The sequence below is a fragment of the Mesorhizobium sp. M7A.F.Ca.MR.362.00.0.0 genome, from assembly GCF_004023175.1.
GTDB lineage: Bacteria > Pseudomonadota > Alphaproteobacteria > Rhizobiales > Rhizobiaceae > Mesorhizobium.
Map to the genome: position 1 here is coordinate 1 of NZ_RZTF01000156.1, position 13,572 is coordinate 13,572.

12 protein-coding genes are annotated in these 13,572 nt (G+C 63.7%); 6 read left to right on the forward strand and 6 right to left on the reverse strand.

Annotated features, from left to right (window positions below):
* From EOC06_RS19235 to EOC06_RS19260, 6 genes are all read right to left on the reverse strand, one after another.
* Positions 1-872, reverse strand: an 872-nt coding sequence (locus EOC06_RS19235; RefSeq protein WP_164898654.1) for a pyridoxal phosphate-dependent aminotransferase, incomplete at its 3' end; no start/stop codon positions are given.
* Between the two features lie 223 nt (positions 873-1,095).
* Positions 1,096-1,557 carry a MucR family transcriptional regulator gene (locus EOC06_RS19240; protein ID WP_128308524.1) on the reverse strand — a complete coding sequence of 154 codons (462 nt, stop codon included), beginning with the start codon at positions 1,555-1,557 and terminating at the stop codon, positions 1,096-1,098.
* Positions 1,558-1,772: 215 nt separating this feature from the next.
* Positions 1,773-2,492 carry an ROK family protein gene (locus EOC06_RS19245; RefSeq protein ID WP_128308525.1) on the reverse strand — a complete coding sequence of 240 codons (720 nt, stop codon included), beginning with the start codon at positions 2,490-2,492 and terminating at the stop codon, positions 1,773-1,775.
* 12 nt (positions 2,493-2,504) lie between these two features.
* Entirely contained in the window at positions 2,505-3,881 is a 1,377-nt protein-coding gene (zwf, locus tag EOC06_RS19250; RefSeq protein ID WP_128308526.1) for a glucose-6-phosphate dehydrogenase, read from the reverse strand.
* Positions 3,882-3,903: 22 nt separating this feature from the next.
* Positions 3,904-4,917, reverse strand: coding sequence for a phosphogluconate dehydrogenase (NAD(+)-dependent, decarboxylating) (gnd, locus tag EOC06_RS19255; RefSeq protein ID WP_127318788.1), 1,014 nt, complete (start codon positions 4,915-4,917; stop codon positions 3,904-3,906).
* Positions 4,918-4,980: 63 nt separating this feature from the next.
* Positions 4,981-7,401 (reverse strand): glucan 1,4-alpha-glucosidase, encoded by a 2,421-nt coding sequence (locus tag EOC06_RS19260; protein WP_128308527.1) that lies wholly within the window; start codon positions 7,399-7,401, stop codon positions 4,981-4,983.
* Positions 7,402-7,732: 331 nt separating this feature from the next.
* Here EOC06_RS19260 and EOC06_RS19265 point away from each other — a divergent pair, with 331 nt between their 5' ends.
* From EOC06_RS19265 to EOC06_RS19290, 6 genes are all read left to right on the forward strand, one after another.
* Positions 7,733-9,007 (forward strand): histidine kinase, encoded by a 1,275-nt coding sequence (locus EOC06_RS19265; protein WP_128308528.1) that lies wholly within the window; start codon positions 7,733-7,735, stop codon positions 9,005-9,007.
* Positions 9,007-9,729, forward strand: coding sequence for a response regulator transcription factor (locus EOC06_RS19270; protein ID WP_128308529.1), 723 nt, complete (start codon positions 9,007-9,009; stop codon positions 9,727-9,729). Before EOC06_RS19265 ends, EOC06_RS19270 begins: the two co-directional genes overlap by 1 nt.
* Before the next feature lie 114 nt (positions 9,730-9,843).
* Positions 9,844-10,812, forward strand: coding sequence for a YihY/virulence factor BrkB family protein (locus EOC06_RS19275; protein ID WP_245469785.1), 969 nt, complete (start codon positions 9,844-9,846; stop codon positions 10,810-10,812).
* 195 nt (positions 10,813-11,007) lie between these two features.
* A complete protein-coding gene (locus EOC06_RS19280) occupies positions 11,008-11,898 on the forward strand; it encodes an SMP-30/gluconolactonase/LRE family protein (RefSeq protein ID WP_128308531.1) in 891 nt (296 codons plus the stop codon).
* Positions 11,899-11,994: 96 nt separating this feature from the next.
* Positions 11,995-13,008, forward strand: a complete 1,014-nt coding sequence (locus EOC06_RS19285; protein ID WP_023811211.1) for an ABC transporter substrate-binding protein — start codon at positions 11,995-11,997, stop codon at positions 13,006-13,008.
* A 48-nt stretch (positions 13,009-13,056) separates the two neighbouring features.
* The coding region (locus tag EOC06_RS19290; RefSeq protein ID WP_164898655.1) for an ATP-binding cassette domain-containing protein at positions 13,057-13,572 on the forward strand (516 nt) is incomplete at its 3' end.

Here is a 13,572-nt window from a genome sequence, read left to right on the forward strand (position 1 = left end):
TCGACCAGCGGGTCGCGATCGATCCAGGCCTGGACGATGTCACGGCGCTTCGCCATTTCAGGCAGCAATGTCGCCAGGAAGACGTCCCGGCGCTCGAGCATGCCCCGCGCAATGCCTTCGTCGATGACGCTGCCGCAAATGCCGATCTGCTCCTTGGCGGCGAGGAATTTCTCCTGAAGCTCAGCGTCCCGGGTGATCAGCCAGCCGATGCGGATGCCGGGAATGCCGAAGGCCTTGGACAATGACGAGACGCTGATCGCTCTCGGGCTGAGTGAGGCAGCCGTCGGCAGCCGCCGGTCGTAGGAAAGGTCGCGATAGGTCTCGTCGACCAGCAGACGGCAGTTGCTGCTTTCGGCAAGCGCAACCAGCGCATCGAGCTCGGTTCGGCTCATCATCGTGCCGGTCGGGTTGTGCGGGCAGGTGACGCTGATCAGCTTCGTGTCCGGCCGCAGCGCCGCCTTGACGCGTTCGACATCAATGGCGAAGCCTTCCTCGAAGGCCAGGTCGACAAAGCTGATGGCGCAGCCGATCGCCCTTGGGGTTTCGATGTTGGTGGCGTAGTTGGGCCTGATGACGACGAGATGGTCATTGGCCGACAAGAGCGAGGTCGAGATGATGAACAGCGCGCCCGCGGCACCGGCAGTGACCAGGACATCATCCGGCGAAATGCCGGCATCCTGCGCCGATATCAATGCACGCAACTGCTTGTCGCCGCGATGCTCGCCATAGAAAAGCGTGAGATCAGGCAGCGACAGGCCGATCTCGGAGAGCTTCTGGTCGGCGATCGAACTTTCCGAAAGATTGTAGCGGATACGGTCATAGCCGTATTCTTCCGGCGCTTCTTTCTCGATCACCATCCTGGTGTAGTTCATGGCTCGCTCCCCTAGAGCAGTTCACCGTTTCACGGAAACGGCGACCCGCTCTAACTCCTTGTTTTCACGCAATTCCGGACGGAAAACCGTTTCACAATTTTCCTGGAATTGCTCTAGGAACCCGTCCACCTATCCAAGCCATAAAAACATGAAGCCTGCCAAGGCGAATTCGCCGGCAGGCTTCTGTTCCAGTCGTCCTAACTGTTGGCTCAGGACTGAATGTTCAGGCCGAGGCCTTGGCCTTCCTGCCCTTGGCGGGTGCCTTCACGGGGGCAGCCTTGCGGCCGAGGCCGATGGATTTCGCCAGCAGCGAACGCGAGGCCGCGTAGTTGGGAGCGACCATCGGATAGTCCGACGGCAAGCCCCATTTGGCGCGATAGGCGTCCGGTGTCAGGCCGAAATGCACGCCCAGGTGACGCTTCAGCGATTTGAACTTCTTGCCGTCTTCGAGGCAGATGATGAAATCGGGTGTCACCGACTTCTTGGGGTTGACCGCCGGGACCAGGGGGGCAGCCACCGGGACCGCAGGCTTGCCGAGCGCGTTTATCGAGGCGCTGACGCTGGCGATGAGGTCGGCCAGGCCGGAGGCGGGCAAGCGGTTCTTCTCGACGTAAGCGGACACGATGTGAGCGGTCAGCTCGAGCAGATCGATGTCTTTACGGGCACTGTTGCTATCCTCGGTCACTCTATTTCTCCGTCTACAGCGAATGACCTGAAAATCGGATTCGACTTCCGGAAAGGATCATGCGCGAAATCAAAATGCTATGGCGTCCTTCGTGCGTCCACGGGACGAATGGCGTTGGTGTAGCGTGGAATTCCTAGTCGGCAAATCTGCGTATTGCAACGACTTGATGTCAGGTCACACGTTATTTTGAACAACTATATTAAACAATAACAGTATCAGACTATCAGCGCTTTGTCGCGCCACAAACGAAACCCGCCTTCGAAGGCGCGTGTGTTGTCGCCGCGCCTGGAGTCGGCGGGCAATTCATCGAGCTTGTCGACGTTGCCGCCGCCAATCACGACATAGTCCGGCTGCATGGCGGCACGGAGCCGGTCGACGACGTCGAAGACGTATTTGCGCCATTTCTTCTTGCCGCGCTTTTCCAGGCCGCGTTCGCCGACATAATCCTCGAAACTCCTGCCCTTCTTGTAGGGCAAATGCGCGAGTTCCATCGGTTGGGCGACGTTGTCGGCGATCATCGCCGCACCGAGACCGGTGCCGAGCCCGAGGAACAGCATGCGCCCGCCCTCGTAGCTGCCGATGGCTTGCATCAGCGCATCATTGACCACTTTCACCGGTTTGCCGAACGCGCCCGCAAAGTCGAATCCAGCCCAGCCCTTGCCGAGATTGGCGGGGTCGGCGAGCGGCCTGTTGTGATTGACCGGGCCGGGATAGCCCATCGAGACGACGTCATAGGACAGGCCTTCGGCGAGCTTCTTCACCGCGTCGATCATCTGCTGCGGTGTCAGGCCCGGTCCGGAGTCGGCGCGGCGCTCCTCGCCGCCGGCACTGGTGAGGATCTTGACGTGCGAGCCGCCGATGTCGATCGTCAGCACGATCTTTTCAGTATCCGGCGTCTCGGTGCCCGATGCTGGTTGCTTCACTGCCTTGGCCATCGTGTGGTCCTCTCACTTCACCGGATCGATCCAGCCATTGGGCGGCCCGAACCCGGCCATGACGTCCGCGGGTCCCCATGTGAGCGGCTCGTAGAGGTGCGGCGGCGTGGTGTCGCCAAGCACCGGGCCGACGATGCGCCAGGCCAGTTCGCTGGCATCCTGGCGGGTGAAGAGCTGACCGTTGCCGTTCATGGCGTCACCGATCAAACGCTCGTAGGGCGGCATGTCGCTTTTGCTGTCGTCGAGCGCCGTCAGTTCGACCTGCTCGCCGATCATGTCGTCACCCGGCGCCTTGCGCTGAGCGCCGATGGCGATCACCACCTGCGGGTCGATGCGGAAGCGGACGTAGTTCTGGTCGGCGGGCTTGATCGGGTCGAAGACATCGAGCGGCGGCCGCTTCAGCCGCACCACCACTTCGGTAACGTGCACCGGCATGTTCTTGCCGGCGCGGATGAAGAACGGCACGTCCTGCCAGCGCCAGGTGTCGACGAAGAAACGCACCGCCGCGAAGGTCTCGACCGGCGAGTTCGGCGCCACGCCCGGTTCGGCGAGATAGCCGGTGAACTGGCCACGCACGACATCGTCTTTGGTGAGCGTCCTGATCGCGCGCAGCACCTGCACCTTCTCATCGATCAGATCGTCGGCGGAGCGGCCGACAGGCGGCTCCATGGCAAGCAGCAACAGGATGTTGAGCAGATGGTTCTCGATGACGTCCCTGATGCAGCCGACATCGTCATAGAAGCGGCCACGTCCCTCGACGCCGAAATCCTCGGCCATGGTGATCTGCACGCTCTCGACGTAGTTGCGGTTCCAGATCGGCTCGAGCAGCGAATTGGCGAAGCGGAAATAGAGCAGGTTCTGGATCGCTTCCTTGCCCAGATAATGGTCGATACGGAAGATCGACTGTTCGTCGAACACCAGATGCAGGACGCGGTTCAGCCAGCGCGCCGATTGCAGATCGTGACCGAAGGGCTTTTCCACCATCAGCCGCGCGCCATGCGCGGTGCCTGATTGCTCCAGCCCCTGGACGACGGTCTCGAACATGGTCGGCGGCACCGCCATGTAGTGCAGCGGCCGCTGTGCGGTGCCGAGAGCGCTCTTCAGTTTCTCGAATGTCGCTCCATCGCGGTAGTCGCCGCTGACGTAGCGCAGCAGCGAGGCAAATTTGGCGAACGCCTTTTCGTCGATCTTGCCGAGCGCATTGACGATGCCGTCGCGCGCGCGCGCCTGCAATTGCTTGAGGTCCCAGGCATCGAAGGCGACGCCGATCACCGGTTCGGTAAGCGTGCCCTTGGCGACCATCTGGTAAAGGGCTGGAAATATCTTCTTGTGGGCGAGGTCGCCGGTTGCCCCGAAGAGCACCAGCGTGTCGGATCGTTCCTGGCTCATGCGCGTGTCTCCCCCGGTGTCGTCACTTGCCGGCCTTCGGCTTCTCGACATGGCCGCCAAAGGCATAGCGCATGGCGGAGAGCAGCTTGTCGGCGAATTCGGATTCGCCCTGGGAGGAGAAGCGGTCGAACAGCGCCGAGGACAGCACCGGAGCCGGCACGCCGGTGTCGATAGCCGCCTTCAGCGTCCAGCGGCCTTCGCCGGAATCCGAGACGCGGCCGCCGAAATTCACAAGGCCCGGATCGCTTTTCAAGGCGCCGGCCGTCAGGTCGAGCAGCCAGGAGCCGATAACGCTGCCATGCCGCCAGACCTCGGCCACCTGCGGAAGGTCGATGTCGAACTGGTAGTATTGCGGGTTTTCCAGCGGACTGGTCTCGGCGTCCGCCGTCCGTTGCCGCTTGCCGGCATTGGCCGACTTCAGGATGTTCATGCCTTCGGCATAGGCGGCCATGACGCCATACTCGATGCCGTTGTGCACCATCTTGACGAAGTGGCCGGCACCGCTCGGTCCGCAATGCAGATAGCCAAAGGGCGCGGTGCCGGCATCGCTGGGCGGATTGGCGCCGACGTCGGCGCCCGGTGCCAGCGTGGCGAAGATCGAATCGAGGTGCTGCACCGCCACGTCGGGGCCGCCGATCATCAGGCAGTAGCCACGCTCCAGGCCCCAGACGCCGCCGCTGGTGCCGACATCGACAAGATGGATACCCTTGCCGGCCAGTTTCGCGGCCTGGTCGACGGCGTCGTGGTAGTAGGAATTGCCGCCGTCGATGACGATGTCGCCGGGCTCCATCAGGGCCGCCACCTGGTCGATGATCCTGCCGGTGATCGCCGCCGGCAGCATCAGCCACACGCAGCGCGGCTTGGCCAGCTTGCCGACAAATTCTTCCAGCGAGGCCGCCCCTGACGCGCCATCGGTCACCAGGGCCGCGACGCTGGCCGGGTTGATGTCGTAGACGACGCATTCGTGGCCGTCGCGCATCAGGCGCCGGACCATGTTGGCGCCCATCCGGCCCAGTCCCATCATTCCGATCTGCATGGTTTCGTCCCTGTTTTCTAAGAGATTTGCGGGTTTATCGAGGGAAGGTCTACTGGCTGTGATCTACTGGCCATCTTGGTCGCCCGATATGACGGAGAAGTCGACATTCTCCCAATCGCCGGTCCCGGGCCAGAAAAAAGTGAAGAGCAGCGTGCTTCCCTCGGGGAGGCTTGCCGCAGGCAGATCGGCAAGATGGATGCCGAAGGCGTTCTCCACCGTATGGCTGTCGTGGGCGGTCGCCCAGTTGTCGGTGCTCCAGTGGACTGTAGCCGGGTCCAACAATTCGACGCGCAACGTCTTGCCCTCCGGCATGGTGCGGATCTTGTTGTTGAACCGCCAGGTCCTGAACGAGGATACGGTCTTGTCCTCGATATAGCGCTTGACGCCTTGCGGCGGCATGTCGAAGATCGCGCCGTCGCGCAGCGAGCGCAGCAGCTTGATATGCTCCGAATGCGCCCAGACCAGCGGCATGGCGCTGCCCGAGGGTCGGCCGTGCAGCAGTTCGCGTTCCGGCAGATCGGCGCCGTCCCAGACCTGCTCCGGCAACAGGCCGCCCGGCCCGGCCGAGCCTTCCAGCGCAGCCAGCAGGCTTGCCGCCTTTTCCCTGCGCCCCGCCGCCAGCTCATAGTGGGCGCGTTCGCCGGCCAGCAGCGGCCAGGGGCGACCCTGGCCGCTGCCATCGAAAGGCGCGCCATCTTCATGCTCGCCGTAGCCATCGCCGTTGTAGCGGTACCAGAGCGGCCCTTGCGGCAGATCGCAGCGCAATTGCGCGTCGATGACCTTGACCGTGTCTGTCATGCGCGGATCGTCGGCCGCCCGCAGACCGAAGCGGACAAGTGCCAGTGCATCCGGGCTGACGATCTCCTTGGCGGGCCGATCCGTGTCGCCGGGCGGCCGGTTCTTGATCGGGACATAGCCGTCCTTCGGCGAACCGGCCTCGGCGCTGTCGGGTGGTGCTATGCGGACATAGTAGCCTTCGACGCCGACTTGACTGCAGATCGCCGTGCCGGTGACGTAGGTCCAGCGCTCGACCTGGTCGTTCCAGACGTCTGATGTCTCGCGCAGATAGGTCGCGGCGTCTGTCTTGCCGCAGGCGTCGAGCAGGTCTGCCGCGGCAAGCAGTGCGGCGATTTCGACGGCGAGCGTGAACGGGCTGTAGCCGGCATCCTCTTCCCAGCGGTCCTCGCCGGTGACGGGTCCGTTGCGCACGACATAGCCGGCGGCGCGCTCGATCATCGGCAGGAAGGTCATGAGCCTGGCGCGCGGCAAATGGCCGGCGCGGCGCAAAGCGTCGGCCAGCAGCAGCGGAAAGGCGCATTCGTCCATCTGGATGCCGGGCCAATAGGCCGATCCGTCGAGCCAGGCGTTCTGCGGCCAATGGCCGTCCGGCTGCTGGATGGAGCTGAGGTAATCGAGGATTTGCAGGGCCGAGGCAGCATCGCCGGCAGCAAGAAAGCCGCCCGCCGTCTCGACCAGATCGCGCGGCCAGACCAGATGGTAGCCGCCGAGGTCGTCGTCACCCTTGTTGAAGCCCCACGGGATCGACAGGCTGGCGACCGCGGCGCCTGGTGTCGCGATCGACCGGTGCGTCGCCAGTACCGCGGTGCTGGTGCGATAGAAGTTGATCCCGGGCACCGCGTGCCGGTCGTCCAGCGGCAGCAAGCCCTTTTGCCAATTGCGCCAGTTCTGAAGATAGGATTTCGCCGCGGGTTCAAAACCCTGCTTCAGGCTGGCGAAAGCATGTTCCGCGGCCTCCTCAGGCGTCGCGCCAAATCCCAGCGCCAGCAAAGCCTTGGTCCTGGTCGCGGAAAAGCCGATCTCGCCCGTCAGCGCAACATTGCCGTCCTCGGCCCGCTGGTATGCAGCGTCGAGCTCACCTGTATTGTGGAGTTGCTGCCAACCGTCGGAAAAGCCGACATAGCCGGCCGAACCGGTTCGCCAGGGCAGCGACGAGGCCAGCGCCAGGCAAGAGCCGCGCCCCGAGGCGAACAGCATGGGCTTTCCCTCGTGCTCGCCGACCCAGGCGGTGTTGCCCATGCCGGCATTGACCAGATGCGGCGCCAGAAGCGCGTAGACGCGGTAGCCACCGGGCACCCCTTTCAGCGCCGTGACGGTGATTTCCTGCAGCAGCGCCGGGCGCTCCGGGTCGGCGAGGATACGCTTTTCGATCCGCCAGGCGCCGTCATTCGCCGTATTGACCAGCCTGTAGGCGGGCACGCCGTCCTCGAACGGTTCGATCGTATGCCCGGCATCGCGTTTCTCTTCCGAAAAATAGCCGCCGGGACCGGTGACGATCAAGCCGAGGTCGCGGGTGCAGGCGCTGTCGACGCGCGGATAGTAGACTTCGTTGAGGATGCCGTGGCTGATCGTAAACCAGATCCGGCCGGCCGGCGAAAGCGACGTTCCGACGCCACTCTTGGCGCTTGATGTCCAGCGCGCCGGGATCCCCGGGGCGCCCGGAGCAACGTTTTGCGTCACTGGCATTCTGTTTCGCTCTCCTGGCCTCCTCCCTAGACCAGGACGCGAACCCTTTACAATCATTGCACCGCAAGTTGATCGGCCGGTCCAACGGCAGGGCAACGAACTCGGGCTGACGGGTTTCTTCGGAGCCTTCGCCCGCCATTGGCTGACGGAGCATCAAGCGAATAACCCGCCTGTGCGGCGGGTCACTGGCGCAAATCAGCACCATGGACAAAAATGTACCATAGCTGAGGTCACCGAGTCAAGAAAAAATTCCTATAGTCAACGGCGCCGTCGTTGACAGCGGCGGCGGCATGCGTCCACTATTTCGCGGCACGGGAGGATCGTGAAAGCAATGGCGGAAGTGTCCCTGGTCCTGATCGACCGGCTGCTGGCGATATCGCGGGCGCTTGCCGGCCATATCGATCCCGGCACGGCGTTCCGCGCGACCGCCATCGAGATCGGCACGCTCATCCCGCACGACCATATCGATCTGGCTGTGCTGTCTCACGATGGGCGCATGCATGCCTGCTACGAAGCCGGTTTCCACACCAGTTGGAGCGAGCTCGCCCAGCATCCGGTGGAAGGCAGTCCGATTCGCTTCGTGTTGTGGGGCAAGACGCCTTACCTGTTGTCGGACAACGCGCTTGTCGACGACCGTTTTCATTTTGCCGGCGCTTTCGACGAGCCGATTTTCGCGGCCAAGCTGCGCAGCCGCATCATCGTGCCGCTCAGGGCGCGCGGTAGCGTCATCGGCGCGCTCAACATCAGTCGGCACGAAATCGGCTGCTACACGCTTGCCGATGTCGCGGTCGCCCAGCAATGCGCCGATCTGATCGCGCCCTATATCTTCGCGCTGATCCAGACCGAGGAGGCGCGCCGCGCCATGCTGGCCGAGAGCGAGGCGCGCAACCGCGTCGAACTGCTGCGCGTCGGCGCCTCGCAATTATTGACCGAGGGCATGGAGCGCGAACGCCGCCGCATGGTCATGGACCTGCACGACCAGACGCTTGCCGATCTCGCCCGCATCGCGCGCCAGCTTTCGGCCTTGCGCGGCCAGGGCGTGGCGCGGGCCGCGCAGCTTGCCGACCTCGAGCAGGAGGTCGCCGGCTGCCTGACGGAACTGCGCCACATCGTCGACGCCATGCGGCCGAGCGTGCTCGAACTGTTCGGCCTGCGCGATGCGGTCGAAGCGCATCTCAACCGCAGTGTCAGCAAGGCCAAGCCGCCGATCGCCGTGCGCATCGCCGACACCAGCGACGGCGGCGCCGACAGTTTGCCGGAGCCAGTGCGGACCGCGCTCTACCGGATCGTGCAGGAAGCGATCAACAATGCCGTTCGCCATGCCGCTGCGCACCGCATCGACGTGCTGCTGGCGTCGACCGCGAGCGTGCTGCGGGTGATCGTGACGGATGACGGCCAGGGCTGCGGCACCGTCGACCCGGCTGCGTATGGCGGCATCGGCCATATGCACACGCGGGCAGCCCTTATCGGGGCGCGGCTGCGTATCGGCCAGGCCGGCCGCAAGAACGGCGGCACCCGTGTCGTCGTCGAGATCGACCGCCAGCCGTCGCGAGAATTGGCGGCGGCAGCGGTGCCTGGCGAGTTCGCCGTATCGGAGGCCATGTGATGCTTGTGATGATCGCCGAGAATGACGGGCTGCACCGTAGCTTCGCGCGGCGGACGGTGGAGCAGCTGTGGCCCGGCGACGTCGAGGTGATCGAGGCGAGCGACGGCGAGGACGCCATCAACCTGGCGGCCCAACGCGAGCCACTGCATGTCGTGCTCGATTTGCAGATGCCGAAGGCGACGGGAATCGAAGTTGCCAAGGCGATCTGGAACCGCCGCGCCGGCACGCACATCCTGTTCTGGTCGAATTTCGCCGACGAAGCCTATGTGCGCGGCGTGGCGCGCATCGTGCCGCCCGGTTCGGTCTACGGCTATGTGCTCAAATCGGCGACGGAGGAGGGCATGCGGTCTGCGCTGCGCGGGGTTTTCCGCGAAGGCCACTGCATCATCGACCGCGAGATCCGCGGCATCCAGCACCGCGTGCAGGACAAGTTCGAGGGCATCACCGACGGCGAATATGAGAGCCTGATCGACATCGCGCTCGGCCTGACCGACCGGGCGATCGCGGCGCGGCGCGGCCTGTCGATCCGTGGTGCGCAGAGCCGCATCAAGCACTGCTACGACAAGCTCGGCATCGTGCCGGCGGAGGACGGCGCCGGCGATGCTTCCGTGTTCAACTCGCGGACACGGGCGATCTATCTCGCCATGGCGCGTGGCCTGATCAACATCGACGCACTGCGCCGCGAACAGGACCGGCTCGATGCCTGGCTGGCGGAGCACTGAAACAGCGGCGGCCACGCCCCGGAACTTCGGAAGGTCAGGCGCATTGCTAGTGAACGCCAACTCAATGCCTGCGGACCCGAAGTGCGACCCTCAATCACAGATTCATGGCATCTGGTGCGTGAAAGCATAGTCGGCTTCATCAACGACAATGCGCTTAGCCATGGTGCTGCGATGGCTTTCTATGCCACCACCTCGCTGGCGCCGATCTTGCTGATCATGGTTGCGATTGCTGGTCTCGTCTTCGGCCACGATGCCGCACAATTGGCCTTGTCCGCGCAGATATCAGGGCTGATGGGACCGGAAAGCGCCGATCTCCTGAAGACTGCGCTGGAAAGTGCATCCGACAGTCTGTACGGCACCTGGGCCGCGATCATAGGGCTGGTCACCTTGTTGGTGGCCGCGTCTGGTGTCTTCGGCGAAATGCAGCAGTCGTTGAACACAATCTGGAAGATCGAACCGCAAGGCAACTCTCTGTCGCGTCTGGTGCGGGCACGGGCCGCCAGTCTGGGGTTGGTGGCCGCACTCGGGTTCCTGTTGCTGGTCTCTCTCATCGCAAGCACTGCGATTTCGGCACTGGGCGATTTTATCAACGCCTATCTGCCGTTCGGAACGATCATACTCAGCGGGATCAACGGCGTCGTTTCGTTTGCACTTATCTCCGTGATGTTTGCCGCCATTTACAAGGTTTTACCCGACCGAACGCTGGAATGGCGCGATGTCGCAATTGGCGCTGTCGGGACCGCGGCCCTGTTCACATTGGGAAAATCGCTTATCGGCTGGTATATCGGCACCAGCGCGATTGCGTCTTCGTATGGCGCCGCGGGCGGCCTGCTCGTCATATTGCTCTGGGTTTACTACTCGTCGGAAATTTTCCTCCTCGGTGCCGAGTTCACGCGCGCCTATTCCGTTCGGCACGGCAGCCGGTCCGATCTGAACACGTTGGTTCACGGGCCTTTACCCGCGCAGCACGACTCGGCTCGAACACAACAGGAGTCCAACGCTGCCGGCGTGGTCGTGCTCGTGGCTGTGGCGTGCGCGAGCGCAACCTTGACCGCGCTTTTGCGGAGTGGTCGCCGGCCCTGATCTGACGTCGTCGCTATCCTGTGCTCGATAGGCACGGCAGACTGTGCAAACGCACAGTCGGCCGTGCGCTTTGACCCGTATCGGCTCGTCGGTACCGCGCCTACGCTCTGCCCCAACAAGAAGACTATAACGGGAAGCGCTCATGCCATTCGTCACCATGCGGAGTAGCACGGCTGTTCGCGCCGGGAGCCGATGATGTCGGTGTCGGCGCGTGCGCGCCATTCCGGCTTCGACGACGTCGTCGGCGATGCGACCATTGAGACGCTGGCGAGCGGCTTCGGCTTCCTCGAAGGTCCGGTCTGGCACCCTTACGAAAAATGGCTGGTCTTTTCCGACATTCCGGAAAGCCGGATGTATCGCCGCAATGCCGAAGGTGAGATCGAGCTGTTCCGCGCGCCGAGCCACAAGGCCAATGGCAACACGCTGGACCGCCAGGGGCGGCTGGTCACCTGCGAGCACGCAACAAGCCGCGTGACCCGCGCCGAGCCCAACGGCAGCGCGACGGTGCTTGCCACGCACCATCAGGGCAAGCAGCTCAACAGCCCGAACGACATCGTCGTTGCCACCGGCGGATCGATCTATTTCACCGATCCGGGCTATGGCCGGAGGGAATTCTATGGCGTGCCACGGCCACAGGACCTGCCGTTCCAGGGCGTCTACCGCATCGATGGCGATGGCGCCCGGCTGACATTGCTGGCTGACGATTTCGGGCAGCCGAACGGGCTTTGCTTTTCGCTGGACGAGTCGCGGCTGTTCATCAACGACACCGAACGCGGGCACGTCAGGGTGTTCGGCGTCGAAGCCAATGGCGACCTCGATGGCGGCGCGGTGTGGGCGGTGACCGAGGGCGAGGGGCCGGGGGCGCCCGACGGCATGAAGATCGACAGCCGCGGCAATCTCTACTGCACCGGACCCGGCGGCATCCACATTTTCGACGCCTCGGGTGCCATTCTTGGCGTCATCCGGACGCCCGAGGATTGCGCGAATTTCACCTTCGGTGACGACGATCTGCAAAGCCTCTACATCACCGCGTCGACGTCGCTGTACCGGCTCAGGGTGCGCGTGCCGGGATTGAGACTGTTTTGAGCTCGCGATAATCCGTGCTCAAATCAGAGTTGGGAGTGAGGCCGGGGTCAAAGCCGGTGGGAATGCAGCAGTCAACACATCTGGGAGGATAACGACATGAAGAAACTGTTCGTTCTGGGCGCTCTGGCGGCAATGCTCGCCTCGGGCACGGCGCTGGCCGACACCAGTGGCAAGAAGATCGCTTTTTCCAACAATTATGCCGGCAATTCCTGGCGGCAGGCGATGCTCGACAGCTATGGCATCGTCACCAAGAAGGCGGTCGCCGACAAGATCGTCGGCGCGGCCGACATCTTCACCACCGCCGACAAGGAGGTGCCGACGCAGGCTGCACAGGTGCAGAACCTGATCCTGCAGGGCTATGACGCGATCGTCATCAACGCAGCCTCGCCGGATGCGCTCAACGGCGCCATCAAACAGGCTTGCGATGCCGGCATCGTCGTCGTCTCCTTCGACGGCACCGTAACCGAACCTTGCGCCTACCGCGTCGTCGTCGACTTCAAGGACATGGGCAAGCAGGAAATCGAGCAGATGGCCAAATTCCAGCCCAAGGGCGGCAATCTGCTTGAAATCCGCGGCCTTGCCGGGACCTCGATCGACGATGCCATCCATGCCGGCATCCTCGAGGGGGTCGCGGCCCATCCCGAGTTCAAGATCGTCGGTTCGGTGACCGGCGACTGGGACCAGACGACGGCGCAAAAGGCGGTGGCGACCATCCTGCCGTCGCTGCCCGACATCGTCGGCGTGGTCGACCAGGGCGGTGACGGTTACGGCGCGGCCCAGGCCTTCGCCGCCGCCGGCAAGCCGCGCCCGACCATCATCATGGGCAACCGCCAGGACGAGCTGCAGTGGTGGAAGGAGCAGAAGGACAAGGACGGCTACCAGACCTGGTCGGCCTCGATCGCGCCCGGCGTGTCGTCGCTCGCCTTCTGGGTGGCGCAGCAGGTGCTCGACGGCCGCACCGACATTCCGCACGATCTGCTGGTGCCGTATCTGGCCTTCACACAGGACGATTTCGAGGCCGAGCTGCCGAAGATCCCCAAGGGCGGCGTCGCCAGCCACGAATACACGCAGGAAGACGCGATCGCGGCCATCAAAGCCAACATCAAGTGAGTTCGGCCAAGCGTTGCCGTCCGTACAGCCAAGCGAGTATCGTTGAGCATGCCTGAAGGGAACGCTGACATCATCAGACTGAACGGCGCCGAAAAGCATTTCGGCGCCGTTCGCGCGCTGGGCGGCGTGGATTTCCATGTCGGTCCCGGCGAATGCGTCGGTCTCGTCGGCCACAATGGCGCCGGCAAATCGACGCTGATGCACATGGTGGCTGGCACGCTGGTGCCCGACAGCGGCAAGATCGGCGTGCATGGCGACACCGAGGACAACTACTCGGTGTCGCGGGCGCAGCAGCTCGGCATACGCTGCGTCTTCCAGGAACTGTCGCTGTGCCCCAACCTCAGCGTCGCCGAGAACACGCGCATCAACCACGCGTCGCTGCGCGGGCTCAGTTGGCGGCGCAAGGCGGCGGATCTGATCACCGCCAAGCTCGACGAGATCTTTCCGGGCCACAGCATTTCGGCGTCCGATATTGTCGGCGATCTGTCGATCGGCCGGCGCCAGATGGTGGAAGTGGCGCGCGCCTTCACCGTCACTCAGGATCGGCTCGACCTCGTCATCCTC

What these genes read in the sequence shown, in the direction of transcription:
- EOC06_RS19245 (WP_128308525.1), bottom strand. Translation starts at nt 2,492, where the DNA reads ATGGCCAAGGCAGTGAAGCAACCAGCATCGGGCACCGAGACGCCGGAT.
- EOC06_RS19260 (WP_128308527.1), bottom strand. Translation starts at nt 7,401, where the DNA reads ATGCCAGTGACGCAAAACGTTGCTCCGGGCGCCCCGGGGATCCCGGCG.
- EOC06_RS19285 (WP_023811211.1), top strand. Translation starts at nt 11,995, where the DNA reads ATGAAGAAACTGTTCGTTCTGGGCGCTCTGGCGGCAATGCTCGCCTCG.
- gnd (WP_127318788.1), bottom strand. Translation starts at nt 4,917, where the DNA reads ATGCAGATCGGAATGATGGGACTGGGCCGGATGGGCGCCAACATGGTC.
- EOC06_RS19270 (WP_128308529.1), top strand. Translation starts at nt 9,007, where the DNA reads ATGCTTGTGATGATCGCCGAGAATGACGGGCTGCACCGTAGCTTCGCG.
- zwf (WP_128308526.1), bottom strand. Translation starts at nt 3,881, where the DNA reads ATGAGCCAGGAACGATCCGACACGCTGGTGCTCTTCGGGGCAACCGGC.
- EOC06_RS19265 (WP_128308528.1), top strand. Translation starts at nt 7,733, where the DNA reads ATGGCGGAAGTGTCCCTGGTCCTGATCGACCGGCTGCTGGCGATATCG.
- EOC06_RS19280 (WP_128308531.1), top strand. Translation starts at nt 11,008, where the DNA reads ATGTCGGTGTCGGCGCGTGCGCGCCATTCCGGCTTCGACGACGTCGTC.